This is a genomic window from Undibacterium paludis (assembly GCF_022568815.1).
GTDB lineage: Bacteria > Pseudomonadota > Gammaproteobacteria > Burkholderiales > Burkholderiaceae_D > Undibacterium.
Genome location: NZ_JAKZHX010000002.1, coordinates 38,208 through 56,481, shown reverse-complemented (window position 1 = coordinate 56,481; position 18,274 = coordinate 38,208). Strand labels below are relative to the sequence as shown.

Annotated in this window: 19 protein-coding genes; 13 read left to right on the top strand and 6 right to left on the bottom strand. The window is 51.7% G+C overall.

Going from position 1 to position 18,274, the window contains the following annotated elements; genetic code table 11:
• Positions 1 to 30: 30 nt before the first annotated feature.
• The 4 genes from fdhD to LZ463_RS04795 all read right to left on the bottom strand — a co-directional run bounded on the left by fdhD (position 31) and on the right by LZ463_RS04795 (position 4,178).
• Positions 31 to 894, bottom strand: a complete 864-nt coding sequence (gene fdhD / locus LZ463_RS04810) for a formate dehydrogenase accessory sulfurtransferase FdhD (protein WP_241454423.1) — start codon at positions 892 to 894, stop codon at positions 31 to 33.
• A complete protein-coding gene (locus LZ463_RS04805) occupies positions 876 to 1,142 on the bottom strand; it encodes a helix-turn-helix domain-containing protein (RefSeq protein WP_241454420.1) in 267 nt (88 codons plus the stop codon). The genes fdhD and LZ463_RS04805 overlap by 19 nt, the downstream gene beginning before the upstream one ends.
• Positions 1,142 to 3,457 (bottom strand): FdhF/YdeP family oxidoreductase, encoded by a 2,316-nt coding sequence (locus LZ463_RS04800; RefSeq protein ID WP_241454417.1) that lies wholly within the window; start codon positions 3,455 to 3,457, stop codon positions 1,142 to 1,144. The genes LZ463_RS04805 and LZ463_RS04800 overlap by 1 nt, the downstream gene beginning before the upstream one ends.
• Before the next feature lie 148 nt (positions 3,458 to 3,605).
• Positions 3,606 to 4,178, bottom strand: coding sequence for a helix-turn-helix domain-containing protein (locus tag LZ463_RS04795; protein WP_241454415.1), 573 nt, complete (start codon positions 4,176 to 4,178; stop codon positions 3,606 to 3,608).
• A 209-nt stretch (positions 4,179 to 4,387) separates the two neighbouring features.
• Here LZ463_RS04795 and kbl point away from each other — a divergent pair, with 209 nt between their 5' ends.
• The 3 genes from kbl to LZ463_RS04780 are packed head-to-tail and all read left to right on the top strand — an operon-like array spanning position 4,388 to position 7,989.
• Positions 4,388 to 5,593, top strand: a complete 1,206-nt coding sequence (kbl, locus tag LZ463_RS04790; RefSeq protein WP_241454413.1) for a glycine C-acetyltransferase — start codon at positions 4,388 to 4,390, stop codon at positions 5,591 to 5,593.
• 8 nt (positions 5,594 to 5,601) lie between these two features.
• On the top strand, positions 5,602 to 6,573 hold the full coding sequence (locus LZ463_RS04785) for an NAD-dependent epimerase/dehydratase family protein (protein WP_241454411.1): 972 nt from the start codon (positions 5,602 to 5,604) through the stop codon (positions 6,571 to 6,573).
• Positions 6,574 to 6,606: 33 nt separating this feature from the next.
• Positions 6,607 to 7,989 (top strand): L-serine ammonia-lyase, encoded by a 1,383-nt coding sequence (locus LZ463_RS04780; protein ID WP_241454410.1) that lies wholly within the window; start codon positions 6,607 to 6,609, stop codon positions 7,987 to 7,989.
• A gap of 69 nt (positions 7,990 to 8,058) precedes the next feature.
• Here the strand turns inward: LZ463_RS04780 and LZ463_RS04775 are convergent, their stop codons facing one another.
• A complete protein-coding gene (locus LZ463_RS04775; RefSeq protein ID WP_241454401.1) occupies positions 8,059 to 10,128 on the bottom strand; it encodes a prolyl oligopeptidase family protein in 2,070 nt (689 codons plus the stop codon).
• A gap of 233 nt (positions 10,129 to 10,361) precedes the next feature.
• On the opposite strand from LZ463_RS04775, the gene LZ463_RS04770 reads away from it, so the two are divergent.
• Together LZ463_RS04770 and LZ463_RS04765 are read left to right on the top strand one after the other, a co-directional pair.
• Positions 10,362 to 10,676: a hypothetical protein gene (locus LZ463_RS04770; protein ID WP_241454399.1), complete on the top strand. Its 315-nt coding sequence runs from the start codon at positions 10,362 to 10,364 to the stop codon at positions 10,674 to 10,676.
• Between the two features lie 124 nt (positions 10,677 to 10,800).
• Positions 10,801 to 11,154 carry a hypothetical protein gene (locus tag LZ463_RS04765; protein ID WP_241454397.1) on the top strand — a complete coding sequence of 118 codons (354 nt, stop codon included), beginning with the start codon at positions 10,801 to 10,803 and terminating at the stop codon, positions 11,152 to 11,154.
• Between the two features lie 114 nt (positions 11,155 to 11,268).
• On the opposite strand, the gene LZ463_RS04760 is transcribed toward LZ463_RS04765, so the two are convergent.
• Entirely contained in the window at positions 11,269 to 11,715 is a 447-nt protein-coding gene (locus LZ463_RS04760) for an Lrp/AsnC family transcriptional regulator (protein WP_241454395.1), read from the bottom strand.
• 160 nt (positions 11,716 to 11,875) lie between these two features.
• Between LZ463_RS04760 and LZ463_RS04755 the strand changes: the two genes are divergently transcribed.
• The 8 genes from LZ463_RS04755 to hscB all read left to right on the top strand — a co-directional run bounded on the left by LZ463_RS04755 (position 11,876) and on the right by hscB (position 18,255).
• Positions 11,876 to 12,967, top strand: coding sequence for a saccharopine dehydrogenase family protein (locus tag LZ463_RS04755; RefSeq protein WP_241454393.1), 1,092 nt, complete (start codon positions 11,876 to 11,878; stop codon positions 12,965 to 12,967).
• A gap of 147 nt (positions 12,968 to 13,114) precedes the next feature.
• Positions 13,115 to 14,626 (top strand): L-piperidine-6-carboxylate dehydrogenase, encoded by a 1,512-nt coding sequence (gene amaB, locus LZ463_RS04750; protein WP_241454391.1) that lies wholly within the window; start codon positions 13,115 to 13,117, stop codon positions 14,624 to 14,626.
• Positions 14,627 to 14,748: 122 nt separating this feature from the next.
• On the top strand, positions 14,749 to 15,033 hold the full coding sequence (locus tag LZ463_RS04745; RefSeq protein WP_241454383.1) for a helix-hairpin-helix domain-containing protein: 285 nt from the start codon (positions 14,749 to 14,751) through the stop codon (positions 15,031 to 15,033).
• Between the two features lie 142 nt (positions 15,034 to 15,175).
• Positions 15,176 to 15,658 carry a Fe-S cluster assembly transcriptional regulator IscR gene (iscR, locus tag LZ463_RS04740; RefSeq protein ID WP_241454381.1) on the top strand — a complete coding sequence of 161 codons (483 nt, stop codon included), beginning with the start codon at positions 15,176 to 15,178 and terminating at the stop codon, positions 15,656 to 15,658.
• A 16-nt stretch (positions 15,659 to 15,674) separates the two neighbouring features.
• Positions 15,675 to 16,928 carry an IscS subfamily cysteine desulfurase gene (locus tag LZ463_RS04735; protein WP_241454379.1) on the top strand — a complete coding sequence of 418 codons (1,254 nt, stop codon included), beginning with the start codon at positions 15,675 to 15,677 and terminating at the stop codon, positions 16,926 to 16,928.
• Between the two features lie 46 nt (positions 16,929 to 16,974).
• Positions 16,975 to 17,370, top strand: coding sequence for a Fe-S cluster assembly scaffold IscU (gene iscU, locus LZ463_RS04730; protein ID WP_241454375.1), 396 nt, complete (start codon positions 16,975 to 16,977; stop codon positions 17,368 to 17,370).
• A gap of 46 nt (positions 17,371 to 17,416) precedes the next feature.
• Positions 17,417 to 17,740: an iron-sulfur cluster assembly protein IscA gene (gene iscA / locus LZ463_RS04725; RefSeq protein WP_241454373.1), complete on the top strand. Its 324-nt coding sequence runs from the start codon at positions 17,417 to 17,419 to the stop codon at positions 17,738 to 17,740.
• Between the two features lie 11 nt (positions 17,741 to 17,751).
• Complete coding sequence (gene hscB / locus LZ463_RS04720) at positions 17,752 to 18,255, top strand: Fe-S protein assembly co-chaperone HscB (RefSeq protein ID WP_241454371.1); 504 nt, start codon at positions 17,752 to 17,754, stop codon at positions 18,253 to 18,255.
• Positions 18,256 to 18,274: the final 19 nt, after the last annotated feature.

Sequence of the window (18,274 nt, the reverse complement as noted above, 5' to 3'; positions counted from 1 at the left end):
ATTTGGTCAGAGATGGATTTCATCGGCAATTCATTCGGCCAGCAAGCGCTCCGGGTGGGAATATACGACAAAGCCATGCTCCCGGACGAACCCGATGAGACACATGCCTGCTTGCGTGGCAAGGTCGATGGCCAGTGTCGTGGGAGCCGAAAATGCAGCCAGAATGGCAATATTTGCCCTGGCTGTTTTTTGTACCAGTTCATAGCTGAGGCGGCTGCTCATCAATACAAAACCGTGTGAGGTCGACATTTTCCTGCTTGCCACGGCACCCAGCAATTTATCGAGAGCATTGTGACGCCCAACGTCTTCGCGAACAATTTGTATGTCGCCAGCCATGTCCACCCAGCCAGCAGCATGTAACGCACCTGTTTGCAGATTGATCGCCTGCCTGTCATTCAGGGACTGCGCAGCCTTTAAAAGACTGGCCTTTGATAACTGATCAAATGGCATCCCGGAAGTAGCTACCGTCGGCATCTGCATTTGCAGAGCTTGCAGGCTCTCTTTTCCACAGAGGCCGCAGCCGGTATTGCCAGCCAGATTGCGCCGTCTTTCTTTCAATGCAGCAAACCTGCCAGACGATATCCGGATTTGCATCTCAATGCCATGCACGTCTGGATTTGTGTGCAATTCAATGTCATAGACCTCTGCAATATCATCGATGATGGACTCTGAGAGACTGAAACCCAATGCAAAATCGTCCAGATCCCGGGCTGTTGCCATCATCACGGCATGTGATATGCCGTTATAGACCAGGGCAACCGGCGTTTCTTCAGCAATCTGATCGACCACGACTGCCGCTGCACCTGCCAGAAAGACATGCCGTTCCACTGTGCGCGCCTGCATGCCTGCAGATTCGCCACTGGAATCAACCGGATTTACATCATCATCTTGCATACCCGGCGCCCTTCTTCAGTCAAGCTGACCAAACTTCGCTCCCCATCTTCCAGCATGCTTACCCAGCCAGCGCCCTGATGTTGACCAAGCGCTTGCTCACCTAAAAACGCAATGCAACGCAATAGCGTGCTCTGACGCACACCCAGTCGTTTGCTAAGCCGGGGTAAAGAAACCGCTTCTTCATGCGCAGACAATTCAGCCATCAAAGCAAGGGCCAGTTCATCCTGGGTTTTGACGACAGCATCCATCACACCGCAACAGCCTGCTCTGCATGTCGACTGATGACAACTGGTATGGACTTGGAAGTCGGCGTACGGGCATGATCGGCAAAACTGGATAAAGGAACCAGTCCATTGGTTTCCGGGAAATAGGCGGCCAGACAGCCCCTGGGGATATTGTATTCAACAAGTATGAACCGCCTGACCTGACGCTTGATACCGTCTTCGCACAGGCTGTCAAGATCAACCCAGTCCCCGGCCCGCATACCCAGTGCGCTTATGTCATCCTTGTTGATGAACAGTACGCGGCGCTCGCCAAACACACCACGATACCTGTCATTCATGCCATAAATCGTGGTATTGTACTGGTCATGTGAGCGCATGGTCGCCAGATTAAAAACCGGTGACTGGCGTTGCCTGCGCGCCTGGTGGATAGGTAAATCAACGGGCACGGCATGGGTATTGAAGTTGGCCTTGCCAGTCGCTGTCATCCAGACCCGCTCTGCGGCAGTATTGCGCAAATGGAAGCCGCCAGGGGCTTTGACTCTTTCATTGAAATCCGCAAAGTCATCAAATACGGCCGCTATCTTGTCGCGTATGCGACTGTAATCGGCCAGAAGCCAGGCCCAGGGTGTCTTGCTGCGTTCTTTCAGGGTCGCCTGCGCCAGACGGGCGACAATAGCAACCTCCGACAGCAAATTGCCGGATGCAGGTGGATTGATGCCAGAAGAAAGATGCACCATGCTCATGGAGTCTTCTACCGTTACTGCCTGCGCGCCGCTTTCCTGCATATCAATTTCAGTACGCCCCAGACAGGGCAGGATGATGGCATCTTGTCCGCAGATTAAATGGCTGCGGTTGAGCTTGGTGGTCACATGGACAGTCAGGGCACAATTCTTCAAAGCCTGGTGCGTCAATTCTGTGTCTGGTGTGGCTGTCGCAAAATTACCGCCCATGCCAAAGAAAACCTTGCCGCCTTCATGAAGCATGGCGGATATGGCCCCTACCGTGTCATGCCCGTGCTTTTGCGGCGGCGTAAAATCGAACACCTGCCCTAACCGTTCCAGGAAAGCCGCCTTGGGTTTTTCCACTATCCCCATGGTGCGGTCCCCCTGCACATTGCTATGGCCGCGCACCGGACAAGGCCCGGCACCCGGGCGGCCAATATTGCCGCGCAACAACAAGAGATTGACGATCATCTGTATCGTTGCCACTGAATGTTTGTGCTGGGTAATACCCATCCCCCAACAGGCGATGACTTTGCCAGCGCGCATATACGTATCTGCTGCGCGTTGTATCTGTGCTTTGTCCAGGCCCGATTCGCTTACGATCACGTCCCACGGCTCAGCCATTGCTTCTGTAGCAAACTGCTCAAAATTTGCTGTATGTTCCGCAATGAATTCAATGTCGATAATGCGCTGCCGGCCTGCAGCCTGTGCTTGCTGGTCAGCCTCAAGCACACATTTGATCATGCCCTTCACCGCCGCCAGGTCACCACCTATCTTCAATTGGAAATAGTCGGATGAAATTGTCGATGCCTGATCCGTCAGCATGTCAATTGCGTTTTGTGGGTTCTGGAATTTTTCCAGGCCGCGTTCACGCAAGGGATTGAATGAGACAATGGCCGCTCCACGCTTGGATGCAGACCGCAACTCACCCAGCATGCGAGGGTGATTGGTACCGGGGTTTTGCCCAAAAATCAGGATGGCGTCTGCCTGCTGAAAATCTGACAGCAATACCGTGCCCTTGCCCACACCAATTGCCTCACGCATGGCAAAACCTGATGGCTCATGACACATATTGGAACAGTCTGGGAAATTATTGGTACCAAATTCGCGTACAAACAATTGATACAGAAAAGCAGCTTCGTTGCTGGTGCGGCCTGATGTGTAAAAGATGGCGTCGTCAGGTGTTGGCAAGGCATTGAGGCGTGCAGCAATCACATCAAATGCCAGGTCCCAGCTGATGGCCTGATATTTGTCGCTGGCTCTGTCGTATTGCATGGGCTGGGTAAGGCGCCCCTGCGCTTCCAGCCAGTGATCTGATTTTTCAGACAATTGCTGAACTGTGAGACTGGAAATCAGTTCTGGTGTGGCGCGGCGTGCAGTGGATTCGGCTGCAACCGCCTTGGCGCCATTTTCACAAAATTCAAAGGTGGATGTATGGTCGGCATCAGGCCAGGCGCAGCCCGGACAATCAAAGCCGTCGGGCTGGTTGGCCGACAACAGTGTCAGTGCCCCTTTGCCAAGTATGCCCTGTTCAATTATTTGCTGCGCAACACTCTTCAAGGCACCCCAACCACCTGCGGGCCTGTCATACACCTTGATCGTTTTATTCTTACTCATACCAAATCCCGTCTCCACACAATGACCTAATCGCTGCTGCCACAACGAGCGCATTATCGCAGCTAATCAGCAAAATATTATGTGGCAAACAAGTTTCAAGTACAGATGTTACCAGAAACCAAGGCATTCCCCTCTCGCATCCAGATGCCTAGCGATGTATGACAACCAGCAGTGCCTTGGCTTCCGTTTTACCCAGGTTGCGTATGGCATGATTCTTATCTGCATCATAGCGCGCCGTGGCACCGTGTTTGAGTTTTTTTCGTGCGCCATCAACTTCTATTTCGACACTGCCATGTAAGACCGTCAGATGTTCAAGTGCCCCTGGATCATGCGAATTTGATACCAGAGCCCCACCAGGCGCCAATGTCAATTCATACCATTCGTATTTACCGGCTAATTCCATGGGACCGAGTATGCGCAGCACGTAGCCGGCATGTTCACCCGGCAGGGTCGGCGTTTCATGCGCCTCAAGCACACGAATGGGGTCGTGTTTTGGCGCTTCAGATGACAATAGTTCCGCCATGCCAACACCGAGAGCATTTGCCAATCGCCATGCAACGGCTATAGTGGGATTAGCCTTCTCTCTTTCTATCTGCGACAACATGGACTTAGACACCCCGGCAGTGCGCGACAAGTCTTCCAGCGTCAGGCCACGTTCAAGTCGCATTTTCTGCAAAGTCGCTCCGACTTCGGGTGGTGTATTGGGTAAAACTTTTTTCATGGGAATTCTTGCATCGTTAAAAAAGTTAGCTTAATATTCGATATATTGAACTTTAGTTCTAGATATTGAATTATTCAAATAATTTAAAAAATCTAACAACAGTGTAACAGTGCCTTTGATTTAGCAATATACGATTCGTGATGATTTACAGATAATCAACTGAAAAAACATCAATCCACACAAGAACACCAGACTGACGGGACATCACTATGAGCCAGAGCACTTCCAGACAGAATTTCATCAGCAATTTAGCTGGTAACCTCGATAATTTGCGCGAGCAGGGCCTGTACAAGCCTGAGCGTGTCATTGCCTCCCGTCAGGGATCGGAAGTGATCTGCGACGACGGCAGCAAGCTGATTAACCTGTGCGCGAATAATTACCTGGGACTGTCTGGTGACGAATCCATGGTGCAGGCATCGATCGCTGCCACGGAAAAATTTGGTTATGGCCTGTCGTCCGTGCGCTTCATTTGCGGCACACAAACCGTACATAAACAGCTGGAACAAGCCCTGTCCGCTTTTCTGGGCACGGAAGACTGCATCCTGTATGCAGCAGCTTTTGATGCCAACGGCGGCGTTTTTGAACCGCTGTTTGATGAAAATGACGCCATCATTTCCGATGCACTGAACCATGCCTCCATCATTGACGGTATACGCCTGTGCAAAGCAGCGCGCTTCCGATATGCGCACAACGATATGGCAGATCTGGAAAAGCAATTGATTGCTGCTGCAGACAAACGTCATCGCATCATCGTGACTGACGGCGTGTTTTCCATGGACGGTACGATAGCCCAGCTCGACAAAATCTGCGACCTGGCCGACAAATATGATGCATTGGTCATGATTGATGAATGCCATGCATCCGGCTTCATGGGCGCAACCGGCCGTGGTACACATGAGCATCACAATGTACTGGGTCGTATCGACATCATTACCGGCACTCTGGGCAAAGCGCTTGGCGGAGCCATGGGCGGCTTTACCGCAGCACGAAAGGAAGTGATTGACACCTTGCGTCAAAAATCCCGCCCTTACCTGTTTTCAAACACCCTGGCGCCGTCCATTGCCGGAGCGTCACTATCAGTCTTGCAACGCCTGTCCAGTTCCACCGAACTGCGTGACCGCCTGCATGCCAATACTGCCCACTTCCGGCGCGAAATTGAAGCACTGGGTTTTACCATCAAGCAAGGCACCCATCCAGTGGTGCCAGTGATGTTGTTTGATGCCCCGGTTGCACAAAAATTTGCCGCCCGCCTGTATGAACTAGGCGTGCTGGTCACTGGCTTCTTCTACCCTGTCGTCCCCATGGGTCAGGCGCGCGTACGCGTACAACTGTCTGCTGCCCATACGACAGAACAATTGAACACTGCCCTGGCCGCATTTGCCCAGGCTGGTCGCGAACTCAACATCATCAAGTAAGGACAAACATGGAACGCATATTAGTGATCGGTGCCAATGGCCAGATAGGCAGTGAGCTGGTAGATGCTCTTGCACTGCAACACGGCGCAGATAATGTGATTGCCAGCGACATCCGGCCAGAAAGTCTGTACGGCGCAAAAATCTATGAGGTCATCGACGTACTCAATACAGAACGCCTGGCTCAGATCGTTGATCAGTACAATATCACCCAGGTCTATCAGCTGGCGGCCATGCTCTCAGCCACCGGTGAGCAGGCGCCGTTGAAAGCCTGGACTCTCAATATGGATGGCTTGCTTAACATCCTGGAACTGGCTCGACTGCGCGGGGAGGCTGGCAAGCCTTTGAAGGTATTCTGGCCTTCGTCGATTGCCGCATTTGGCCCAAATACACCGGCGGTCAATACACCCCAATATACAGTCATGGACCCCAGTACCATTTACGGCATCAGCAAACTGGCTGGTGAAAGACTGTGCGAATACTATTTCCAGAAATATGGCGTGGATGTACGCAGCATACGCTACCCGGGCATCATCAGTTACAAATCGCCCCCTGGTGGTGGTACGACAGACTATGCAATAGCCATTTTCCATTCAGCCTTGCGCGGCGAAACGTATGATTGCTTCCTTGAAGCAGAAACAACCCTGCCGATGATCTACATGTCTGATGCAATACGGGCGACCATTTCGCTGATGGATGCGCCTGCGGCCAAACTTTCTATACGTTCTTCCTATAATGTTGCTGGTTTAAGCTTTAATCCACGGGAATTGGCGTTTGCAATCAAACAAAATTTGCCTGCATTTGACATACACTACGCGCCTGACAGCCGCCAGGCTATCGCCGCCTCATGGCCACAAAGCCTGGACGACAACGTAGCGCGTGATGACTGGGGCTGGCAAGCACAAGTAGACCTGCGAGAACTCGTTTCTGACATGCTGAAAAACATACGTGTCGATCAAAAGGAGTTAGGCAAGGCTGCATAAATAAATTAGAGACAAATAAAAAGAGGTGAATTGATGGACATGCGTGTATTCGAATTATTTAAAATAGGCGTGGGTCCATCCAGTTCCCATACGGTAGGCCCCATGCTGGCCGCCCGCCGTTTTTTGCTCGAAACAAGTGATTTATTCAAAGCTGTCAAGGTACAGGCGGCACTGTACGGGTCACTGGCGCTGACAGGTGTAGGCCATGCCACGGACAAGGCTGTTTTGCTCGGCCTCATGGGCGAAACCCCACAAGACCTCGTGCCTGAGAGCGTTGACGACAAACTGGCAGCCCTTGCCAGTTCGGGCAAAATGAATTTGCTTGGTGAATATCCGGTTAAATTTGATACAGCCAGCGACCTCCTGTGGCACAAACAAGAAGTCTTGCCCGGTCACCCAAATGGCATGAAATTCACATTGACCCGCAACGACGGCAGCAGTTTTGAAAAAGTCTATTATTCTACCGGCGGCGGTTTTATCTATTCTGCCGAAGAACTGGCCAATAGCGCCACCTCCGACGGTGCCCAACACAAGCCCCTGCCCTATCCATTTGCCACCATGGCTGAGTTGCTGGCTCATGGAAAACGCACCGGCAAATCCATCACAGACATGCTGCGTGCCAACGAAAACGTGTATTGCAGCGATGAAGAACTCAATGCCGGCCTTGATAAAATCTGGTCTGTGATGAAGGGTTGCATCTCGCGCGGCCTGCAATTAGGCGGTGAATTGCCCGGTGGACTGCATGTCAAGCGCCGCGCTGCCAAACTCTGGCGTACGGCCAACGAAACTGCCGACGTGCTGCCACATGATGGCATGCACCGGGTCAGCCTGTATGCCATGGCAGTCAATGAAGAAAATGCAGCCGGTGGTCGCGTTGTGACAGCGCCTACCAATGGCGCCGCAGGCATTATCCCGGCTGTATTGCGCTATTACGCCGAGGATTGCAAACCCAGCCACCCGGAGCAAGGCGTACGCAACTTCTTGCTGGCAGCTTCTGCGATAGGGATGCTGTGCAAGAAAAATGCCTCCATATCCGGTGCTGAAATCGGTTGTCAGGGTGAAGTTGGCGTTGCCTGCGCCATGGCTGCAGCTGGCTTGACGGCAGCGTTGGGCGGCACCAATGAACAAATCGAATCCGCAGCCGAAATCGGCATAGAACACCACCTGGGTATGACTTGCGACCCGATAGGCGGCCTGGTACAGATACCGTGCATAGAACGCAATGGCATGGGAGCGGTCAAGGCCATTACGGCAGCGTCACTGTCCTTGCGCAGTGACGGCTCCCACCACGTCAGCCTGGACGACGTGATAGAAACCATGCGTCAGACCGGCGCCGACATGCAGGATAAATACAAGGAAACCTCATTGGGTGGTTTGGCTATCCATGTGGTGACAGTCAATTACGCTGCCTGCTAGGCTGTCAGATCTGACAAACGGCGGCAAGGATTCCATATCCTTGCCGCCGTTTTCTCTTTCCTGCAATGTTCAAGGCCGGATGGCAAAGCCCTTTTGTCCCGTTTGCCATAATAGAAAAGACCAGTTGTCTGCCAGTTCTGCCAGTGGATCCAGCTTCCAGCCATTGGCAAAGTCGGTACGAAATAACGCAGGCCTGGATTTGTTTGCATTGGCGGCTTGCAGGCGCGCAGTAAATTTGCTGCTCATCCAGACTGGCGCTTCACCCACCGCAAATCTGGCCGACAACAAAGTTGCCGGATAATTGGTGCCGTCTTTCAAATTCAGGTAAGGGTAGACCTCACCGATCGTTTTACTTTTCAGATACGCCTTTTTCGACTTGTCCGACAAGAACTCAGACATCACACCTGCACTTTGCACTGCCGCAAACAGCTCAGGACGTCTGCTGACCGCCTGCGCGATCAATTGCTTGCCCGCGCCTGACTCTTGCGCAACCAATTTACCGGGGCTGGTGTAAGCTTCAGTGACGAGGTAATCAGCAGCCAGCAACAACTCATCTACACCATCACTTGTCGCACGCTTCTTCTGCTCATCAGCGGGCAGGTAGATGATGGCCATGACGGCATCCTGTTCCAGCCATGCCAGGCGCAAGGCATCAAACCTTGCCAGCTTTGCCAGACCAGTCCCTGTCTCCAGAGTCAACAGGCAAGGATGCTTGCCATCCAGATCCATTCCCTGCGGGTATAGCAGAGTCACGGCAAGGGGTTTGTTGCTGCCAGGTCGTGAAATGCTCAGATTGCGGCTGGAAATACGATGAAAACCGATCTGGGGAGAACGAAAAACCTCCACATTCTTCACTTGCCCGCCAGCGAACGCACGATAAGACAAAGGAGCTGCATTGGCCGCCTCCAGCACAAACAGGGCTCCATCATTTTCCGGGTCTGCATTCAATTGACTGATTCGCCCCTGTTGGGGCAAGCTCAGTTCTTCATTTTTACCCACATTCTCAGCCCCCAGGCTCACCCGCATCAATTTGCTGTAACCATTTTCTGCCGCGTGCACATACAGACCATTCCTGGCAACTGCCATATCCAGTAATTCATCACTACTGGCAGGCAGCACTTCTTTTGCCGCGTTCAATTGCGGGGTTTTCAAGTCCAGCCTCAGTATGGCGCCAGATGTACTTTTCTTTGTTGACAAAACAAACAACTGATCTCCACTGAGCCAGGCGCTGCGTATCTTGTCAGACGGACTGGCAAGGCGAATCCATGGGCTGGCTGCTGCCTTCAATTGTTCCTGCCTGATCACATACAGACTGCGGTCCCGTGCGCTGCCATGTTGGACTTCGGCCAGCATATAGCCCGAACTGGCATTGCTTTTCAGCATCACCACGTCGCCGGTGCTGAATTTTCTTGATTTGCTGACACCGGGACCGATCACGGCAACATCCGTTTCTGGCTTGCTGCCAAGCGTGTGCTGCCATATTGCCCCCTTGTCAGCATTCTGCCTGACCGGGGACTTTCGGTAATAAACTGCGCTGGAATCTGATTTCCAGCCCAGGTCTTTTATATCATTGGCGTTACCTGTCAGGTTATCCTTGAGCACGCTGGCGTCGCTGGTCTTGACCAGACGAAGAACCGGGCGCTGCGTTCCAGCCATGTCGGTCTTGACTATACCAAGACCAACAACACTGGCGTCCGGTGAGGCTGAGAAAAAACTGATGGACTGCCCGACATCGGCCAGATACAACAACCGTTCAGCAGAGGTTGCTGCATTACGCATCATGAGCCGCTGGCGACCATCAGCTGCACTCAGGACAAAAAATTGCATGCCGCGGACTTCTATCAGGGTCGTGCTGCCGTATTCCGTACCCTGCAATAACTTCAGTCTCTTGAGCATGGCTTTGCGCCCGCTGATGCGCGCCAGCACAGTATTCGTGAAATCAGTCTGCCTCCTCATCCAGGTGCGAACTTGTGGATCACTGAGAGACTCCAGGAAAGAATATTTATCATCAACTGCAGTGCCCTGAGATAACTTTGGCAGTGCCGGGTAATCACCCCAATCCGGCAATTGCGCCTGTGCCATCAAGGGCAACCAGCCTGATACGATGAAAAGGTGCTGCAAATATCGCTTTACCGCCATGCAGACTCCAGTTTGGAAATATAAAAATACATAGAGAATACCCCACCCATCGTCCTGGTAGAAGCTTGCAAAAATTATCCTGCTTTTTTGAGTCAATTCAAACTGTTCATGTTTCAATTCTTGAATTTCATCCCCGCCTTTCTGCATTTCATCGCAAATCAGTAGATAGATATACACCACTTATCTAAAGTGCTCACATCAGAAGTCAAATGAAGCACCAAGGAGAAAAACAAATGAATATCATCAAGAAAACCAATTTAACAGTGTTAACCATTTCCCTTTTTGCTGCTACCATAGCGCCAGTGGCTACATATATTAAGAAACTTGATGCAAAAGCAAGTATCCCCACAGTCACAATATCAGCACAAAGACTGACAGAACAGCAAAAGATCGCATTTGATGTTGAACAAGCTGGAAAGACCATGCAAACCGTATTCATCGCAGCCAGGCGGCTGAGTGCAGAAGAGAGATTTGCGATGGACCAGCAAGACATGCAAATCCGGCAAGCAAAAGCGCGCTCACATAAAAAACCGCAATTGCTTGTTTGACATCGACAGCGTCAAAGATCTTCTTTTTGCTCAAATCGCTGAGATTCACTTGTTCATTTGCAGCACCGTTTGTCATACCGCAAGCAGTACTTGGTCGTAGCACTTATTATTTTTGCAGGCAATCATGTTAAAAAAATCTATCGCCTTATGTTTGCTGTCTTCAACTCTGCTGGCTGGCATCGCCTTTAGCCAGGATTTCATGTTTGTGCCATCTGTCCCAAATCAGGCAGACACACAAGACAAAACGACTGAAATCATGCAGGAAGCACAGGTGAGCACACCAAACACTCCAGCTCCAGTACAACTGGATCGTAGTGGAGTAGATAGAGCATCAGTGCATTTGCAAATATTGCAACAGAGCAATTTGCGCTTTGCCGATACACCTCAAACCACGCCGGCAACAACACAAGCACCGGCCGCAAAGAAAACTGCGTCTGATGAAAAGAAATCCCAGGCTAAGAGCAATTCCAGTTCCTGATACTGGGGAATACAGACTCCAGACAGCCAGAACAAGCCCTGGCTGTCAGTGATCAACGACGATCTTTGCCAGACAGGGCTGAGCAGGTAGAACAAAACTGCCTCCAAATCCCCCTTACAAAGCCCCTCTGTCAATTCTCTTGCTCAGTATCACCGAGGTGGATGTTTGCCTGACACCATCCAGTGCGCCGATCTGATCAAGCAATTTATCCAGCGTTTCCGTATTTGCACAGCGCAAGGTCAACATATAGTCAATCGCGCCACTGACAGCGCAAAGCGTCTCGGTTTCCGGCAATTGCTGTAAGTATTTGATCAACACGGCCGCATACCTCGCCTCCACAGATAAACCCACATACGCCCTCACTGCCGGCTGCACGATCCTCGGATTTAATTTCAACCCATACCCTGCTATAACGCCGCGCTTCTCCAGCGCGGCAATACGGGCAATCACGGTCGTTCTGGCAATACCCACCGACCTGGCAATAGTGGTCACGGGCAACCTCGCGTTATCCATTAACAAGGCCAGGATTTTGTCATCCACGTCATCAAGTTCAGGTTTCATTTCATCTTTTCGTCATTTTGACAGATTATTTAGACATATTATCTCTTGAATACACATTATGACGATATTTTTGATGCTATTAACTGACAAAACTTGAGCCTAGACTTCAGTATCAGTTTTACATTTTTCGAACTAGACATAACCCTTACTGGAGGCAGACATGGCAACGAAATTAATTCTCTTGGGCGCAGGCAAAATTGGCGATGCAATCCTCAATCTGTTGTCCCATACCGGCGACTATGAAATCACCGTGGCAGACCGCGACCCGGAACGCCTGAAATATGTAGAGCAGGCAGGTTTTCCCAATACCCGTATTGTCCAGGCTGACCTGGGCGACAAGGCAGCCGTTACCGAACTGATCCGTGGCCATAAAGTGACAATGTCCGCCTGCCCTTATTTTCTGACACCGATCATCGCCGGTGCCGCGCGCGAAGCGAATTCCCATTACTTTGACCTGACGGAAGACGTCGAAAGCACACGCATCGTCAAACAACTGGCTGAAGGTGCAGATTGCGCCTTTGTACCGCAATGTGGTCTGGCTCCGGGTTTTATCTCCATCGTTGCCAATGATGTTGCCAAGCGTTTTGAAACCCTGCGTGATGTCAGCATGCGTGTGGGTGCCCTGCCAACATTCCCGAATAACGCCCTGAAATACAACCTGACCTGGAGTACAGACGGCCTGATCAATGAATATTGCAACCCCTGTGAAGCAATTGTCGATGGCCAGTTGCGTGAAACTGCAGCACTGGAAGAAATCGAACATTTTTCCCTTGACGGCATTGATTACGAAGCCTTCAACACTTCAGGCGGCCTGGGCACCTTGTGCGAAAGCCTGGAAGGCAAGGTACAAAACCTGAACTACAAAACTGTGCGTTACCCAGGTCACCGGGACATCGTCAAAATGCTGATACGCGACCTGCAACTGGGCAAACTGGAACGCCGCCCCATCCTGAAAGAAGTGATGGAAACAGCGATCCCCATGACCAAGCAAGACGTCGTTCTGGTGTTTGTCAGCGTGGTTGGCATGCGTGATGGCCGCCTGGAGCAAGAGTCCTATGCCAAGAAAATCTATGCACAGACAGTCAATGGTCAATTGCTGTCTGCCATACAACTGACCACTGCGTCCGGCATTTGCGCCATGGTCGATCTGGTCGTCAACGGCAAACTGCCTCAACATGGACTGGTACGCCAGGAACAAACTGATCTGTCCGACTTCCTGGCAAACCGTTTCGGCAAGTATTACGCCGTCTAAGTCGGGCCGGTGACCAGCCGGTTCTGCGCAAGGCTTGCCTGGTCGCGCTACAATGCATCATGGCGACACGCCAGCCAATCATAACAAAGCAGCTTCAGCCATCCCAACAGGAAGTCTGAAGCTGCTGCACAATTCAGAGGCAAATATATGGACAACCCTACCTTACAAGCAATACTGAAAGAGCTCAATATCAATCTGGGCGACTATCAAGGCAAGGACATCGCCAGCATTTCACCCATTAACGGTGAAACCCTGGCCAGCCTGCGTGCCGATACCGCAGTTGAAGTCAGGCAACGCATAGACCGGGCTCATGCGGCCTTTCTGCAATGGCGCAATGTACCCGCACCACGTCGCGGCGAACTGGTACGCCTGTTTGGCGAGGAGTTGCGCATACACAAACAGGCACTGGGCCAGCTGGTCACACTGGAAGCCGGCAAGATCCTGCAAGAAGGTCTCGGTGAAGTGCAGGAAATGATAGACATCTGCGATTTCGCTGTCGGTCTGTCACGTCAATTATATGGCCTGACCATTGCATCGGAACGCCCAGGCCACCGTATGATGGAACAATGGCATCCCATCGGTGTAGTTGGCGTCATTTCTGCCTTTAACTTCCCGGTCGCCGTATGGGCCTGGAATGCCGCTCTGGCTTTTGTCTGCGGCAATAGCGTAACCTGGAAACCTTCGGAAAAAACCCCTCTGACCGCCATCGCCACCCATGCCCTGTTCATGAAGGCGGTTGCCCGCTTCGGCAGCGATGCGCCTGCCGGGCTGGCCGAACTGATCATAGGTGCACGCGACACTGGCGCACAAATGGTGGAAGACAAGCGCATTGCCCTGGTCAGCGCCACTGGCAGCACGCGTATGGGCAAACAGGTCGCTGAAGTCTGCGCCAAACGCCTCACTCGCACCATCCTGGAACTGGGCGGCAACAATGCAATGATCGTTGCACCAAGCGCCGACCTGGAAATGGCTGTGCGCGCCATCACGTTCTCTGCTGTTGGTACAGCCGGGCAGCGCTGCACGACTCTGCGCCGCCTGTTCGTCCACGACAGCATTTATGACACCCTGGTGCCACGCCTGAAGAAAATCTATGCAGGCCTGCCAGTTGGCAATCCACTGGAAAAAACAACCCTGGTCGGGCCTTTGATTGATGTCGCCTCATTCGATGCCATGCAAAGCGCCCTGGCCATCGCCAAAACGGAGCAGGGTCAGATTTTTGGCGGCGAGCGCACCGTTGTCGCCGGCAATGAAAATGGCTACTACGTGCGCCCCGCCCTGGTGGAAATGCCAACGCAAACCGCGTCCATGCATCACGAAACCTTCGCACCCATCATGTATATCGTCCGCTACAGCGATTTGTCACAGGCGATCAACTGGAATAACGAAGTGCCTCAAGGCCTGTCTTCTTCCATCTTCACTACCGATATGCGTGAAGCCGAGACTTTTGTCTCTGCTGCTGGTAGCGATTGCGGCATAGCCAATGTCAACATCGGCCCTTCCGGTGCAGAGATAGGCGGCGCCTTTGGGGGAGAGAAAGAAACCGGTGGCGGCCGCGAATCTGGCTCTGATGCATGGAAAGCATATATGCGCCGGACGACCAATACCTTCAATTACAGCAACTCGCTGCCTCTGGCGCAAGGCATCAGCTTCGATATTTAATAAAATATCAGGCAATGCAAAGAAAAAGACCACCGGACCGGTGGTCTTTTTCTTTCCGGTATGACAGGGTAGATTTACAATATAAGCCCGAGAGAAAGACCGCCAGAACAAACCAGAACTCCATGAAAAAAGCACAGACTTGCACAGAGATCAACAAATTGGAGCAACTGCCCAATGTTGGCAAGGCAACAATAGCCGACTTGCATCTGCTCGGGATAAGCAAGCCACATCAATTGAAAGGGCTTGATCCATATCAAATGTATGATGACCTCTGCAGGCTCAGCGGCATGCGACATGACCCCTGTGTCTACGACGTTTTCATTTCCATAGTAAAATTCATGGATGGCGCAGCGCCACTGCCCTGGTGGCACTATACTGCAGAACGCAAGGCTCACCTATCTGCCTGAGTATCCGTCTGAAACCAGCCTGTTCCCCTTCTTGCTCTAAGTCTATTCCTGACAAATTTACTCAAGTTTGTTATACTTGATCAAAATGCTCAACAACTCAGGGCATTGGGCTTTTCTTGCGTGGAGTACCCCGGAGTAAAATATGCGACTCACCACCAAAGGACGTTTTGCCGTTACGGCCATGATAGACCTGGCTTTGCGTCAGGATAAGGGACCCGTGACCCTGGCTGGTATCAGTCAGCGCCAGGACATTTCCCTGTCTTATCTTGAGCAGTTGTTTGGCAAATTGCGTCGCCATGAAATCGTTGAATCCGTACGCGGGCCAGGCGGCGGCTACAATCTTGCCAGAAAAGCCACAAGCGTCACTGTGGCCGACATCATCATTGCCGTTGATGAACCCCTGGATGCAACCCAATGTGGCGGCAAAGGCAATTGTCATGGCAGCGATCATGAGAATGGGCTGCATTGCATGACCCATGACTTGTGGGCGACGCTGAACGCCAAAATGGTCGATTACCTGGACTCGGTTTCACTACAGGATTTGGTCAATCAGCAAAGACAGAAAGCCTCGGAAAAACATGTAGTCGTCATGCACCATACGCATGCCAATCACATTGCATCTTGAATATTTGGAGTTTTGAATGAACGCCCCTTTGGAAAAAAGCCTGCTTGACACTTTAAAGTCGCCCCACTTCCCTATCTACATGGATTACTCCGCGACAACGCCTGTTGACCCACGTGTGGCCGACAAGATGATTCCTTTTTTGCGCGCGCAATATGGCAACCCGGCTTCTCGCAGCCATATGTATGGCTGGGAGGCAGAAAAGGCCGTGGAAGAAGCACGCGCACAAGTGGCTGACCTGGTCAATGCTGATCCGCGTGAAATCATCTGGACCTCTGGTGCGACTGAAAGCAACAACCTGGCGCTGAAAGGTGCGGCAAATTTCTATAAGTCCAAAGGTAAGCACATCATCACTGTCAAGACCGAGCACAAGGCAGTTCTGGATACCGTACGTGAACTTGAGCGCCAGGGTTTCGAAGCAACCTACCTGCAGCCAGGTGACAATGGTCTGATCACGATTGAACAGTTGAAAGAAGCGATCCGTCCTGACACCATCCTGGTCTCTGTCATGTGGGTGAACAATGAAATCGGCGTCATTCAACCTATCGCAGAAATCGGCGAACTGTGTCGCGAAAAAGGCATCGTCTTCCATTCTGATGCTGCCCAGGCCACAGGCAAGGTACATATCGACCTGGAAAACACCAAGGTTGACTTGGTCTCTTTCTCCGCTCATAAATCCTATGGCCCCAAAGGCATAGGCGCCTTGTATATCCGCCGCAAACCACGTGTGCGCCTCGAAGCGCAAATGCATGGTGGCGGCCATGAGCGCGGTTTCCGTTCTGGCACGCTGGCAACGCACCAAATAGCCGGCATGGGTGAAGCCTTCCGTATCGCCAAAGAAGAGATGGAAAGCGAACTCGCGCATGTACGCGCCATGCGTGACCGCCTGGCAAACGGCCTGAAAGAAATTGAAGAAACCTATGTCAATGGCGACATGGAACACCGCGTACCGCACAACCTGAATGTCAGTTTTAACTATGTTGAAGGCGAATCGCTGATCATGGCGATCAAGGACATCGCTGTATCGTCCGGCTCTGCCTGCACTTCGGCCAGTCTGGAACCATCGTATGTATTGCGCGCCCTTGGTCGTAGTGATGAGCTGGCGCACAGCTCGATACGCTTTACCATCGGTCGTTTCACGACCGAAGAAGATATCGACTTCACCATCAACCTTCTCAAGACCAAGGTTGAAAAATTGCGCGAACTGTCACCACTGTGGGATATGTACAAAGACGGAATTGACATCTCCACCATCCAGTGGGCTGCCCACTAATTCTGTTTTTGAAAAACGTATTTAAGAAAAATCAAGGAGCATCAAAATGGCTTACTCTGAAAAAGTTCTGGATCACTATGAAAATCCACGCAATGTCGGCGCCTTTGAAAAAGGTGATGACACGGTAGGTACCGGCATGGTTGGCGCACCAGCCTGTGGCGACGTCATGAAACTGCAAATCAAGGTCGGTGCTGACGGCGTTATCCAGGATGCAAAATTCAAGACCTATGGCTGTGGCTCTGCCATCGCCTCCTCTTCACTGGTGACCGAATGGGTCAAGGGCAAAACCCTGGACCAGGCACTGGAAATCAAGAACACGGCAATCGCTGAAGAACTGGCTTTGCCACCTGTAAAAATCCACTGCTCCATCCTGGCAGAAGACGCCATCAAGGCGGCTGTGCTTGACTACAAGAACAAGCACAACGCAGAACAGAGCGCGTAATACTCGTCACACTGGCAGCAGGCAGTTGTAAGAACAGGAATAAATTATGGCTATCACACTTACAGAAAAAGCAGCAAAACATGTGACCCGTTATATGGAACGTCGTGGCAAAGGCATAGGTCTGCGCTTTGGCGTGCGCACAACGGGCTGTTCAGGCATGGCGTACAAACTCGAGTATGTGGATGAAATCGGCAGTGATGACCAGATATTCGAATCTCATGGCGTCAAGGTGTTTGTTGACCCCAAAAGCCTGCCTTACATAGACGGCACAGAGCTGGATTTTGCACGTGAAGGCTTAAACGAGGGCTTTAAGTTCTACAACCCCAACGTCAAGGACGAATGTGGCTGTGGCGAGAGCTTCAGGATTTAAGGCTCTGACAGATGCAGAATCATTTTGAACTGTTTCAGTTGCCACAACGTTTTGCAATAGACATGGGGCGATTGGACCGTGCTTATCGCGAAGTGCAAAATAAAGTTCACCCTGATAAATTTGTCCAGGCTAGCGAAGCAGAAAAGCGTGTCGCCATGCAATGGGCCACCCGCGCCAATGAGGCTTACCAAACCCTGAAGAAGCCCTTGCAAAGAGCGCGCTATCTGTGTGAATTGCAAGGCGTCGATTTGCAAACCGAATCGAATACCAGTATGCCGGGCACGTTTCTGATGCAACAAATGGAATGGCGAGAAGCTTTCGATGAGGCACGTCAGAAAAATGATGCGGCAGGCATGCTAAGACTGGAGCGCGAACTCAATAGCGAACTGAGAACGCAACTGCAGGCTGTTGGCGAAGCACTCGATCTTGGAGATTACCAACAAGCCGCGCAGCAGATACGCGCCTGCTTGTTCCTGGAAAAGTTCATTACCGATATAGCCGCACTCGAAGAATAATTCAGATTAACCCCCAAGC

Coding starts and splice junctions, on each gene's coding strand:
- iscU (WP_241454375.1), top strand. CDS start 16,975: ATGGCTTACTCTGAAAAAGTTCTGGATCACTATGAAAATCCACGCAAT.
- amaB (WP_241454391.1), top strand. CDS start 13,115: ATGGACAACCCTACCTTACAAGCAATACTGAAAGAGCTCAATATCAAT.
- LZ463_RS04805 (WP_241454420.1), bottom strand. CDS start 1,142: ATGGATGCTGTCGTCAAAACCCAGGATGAACTGGCCCTTGCTTTGATG.
- LZ463_RS04800 (WP_241454417.1), bottom strand. CDS start 3,457: ATGAGTAAGAATAAAACGATCAAGGTGTATGACAGGCCCGCAGGTGGT.
- iscR (WP_241454381.1), top strand. CDS start 15,176: ATGCGACTCACCACCAAAGGACGTTTTGCCGTTACGGCCATGATAGAC.
- LZ463_RS04745 (WP_241454383.1), top strand. CDS start 14,749: ATGAAAAAAGCACAGACTTGCACAGAGATCAACAAATTGGAGCAACTG.
- LZ463_RS04760 (WP_241454395.1), bottom strand. CDS start 11,715: ATGAAACCTGAACTTGATGACGTGGATGACAAAATCCTGGCCTTGTTA.
- LZ463_RS04770 (WP_241454399.1), top strand. CDS start 10,362: ATGAATATCATCAAGAAAACCAATTTAACAGTGTTAACCATTTCCCTT.
- LZ463_RS04780 (WP_241454410.1), top strand. CDS start 6,607: ATGGACATGCGTGTATTCGAATTATTTAAAATAGGCGTGGGTCCATCC.
- iscA (WP_241454373.1), top strand. CDS start 17,417: ATGGCTATCACACTTACAGAAAAAGCAGCAAAACATGTGACCCGTTAT.
- LZ463_RS04795 (WP_241454415.1), bottom strand. CDS start 4,178: ATGAAAAAAGTTTTACCCAATACACCACCCGAAGTCGGAGCGACTTTG.
- LZ463_RS04765 (WP_241454397.1), top strand. CDS start 10,801: ATGTTAAAAAAATCTATCGCCTTATGTTTGCTGTCTTCAACTCTGCTG.
- LZ463_RS04775 (WP_241454401.1), bottom strand. CDS start 10,128: ATGGCGGTAAAGCGATATTTGCAGCACCTTTTCATCGTATCAGGCTGG.
- LZ463_RS04735 (WP_241454379.1), top strand. CDS start 15,675: ATGAACGCCCCTTTGGAAAAAAGCCTGCTTGACACTTTAAAGTCGCCC.
- hscB (WP_241454371.1), top strand. CDS start 17,752: ATGCAGAATCATTTTGAACTGTTTCAGTTGCCACAACGTTTTGCAATA.
- fdhD (WP_241454423.1), bottom strand. CDS start 894: ATGCAAGATGATGATGTAAATCCGGTTGATTCCAGTGGCGAATCTGCA.
- LZ463_RS04755 (WP_241454393.1), top strand. CDS start 11,876: ATGGCAACGAAATTAATTCTCTTGGGCGCAGGCAAAATTGGCGATGCA.
- LZ463_RS04785 (WP_241454411.1), top strand. CDS start 5,602: ATGGAACGCATATTAGTGATCGGTGCCAATGGCCAGATAGGCAGTGAG.
- kbl (WP_241454413.1), top strand. CDS start 4,388: ATGAGCCAGAGCACTTCCAGACAGAATTTCATCAGCAATTTAGCTGGT.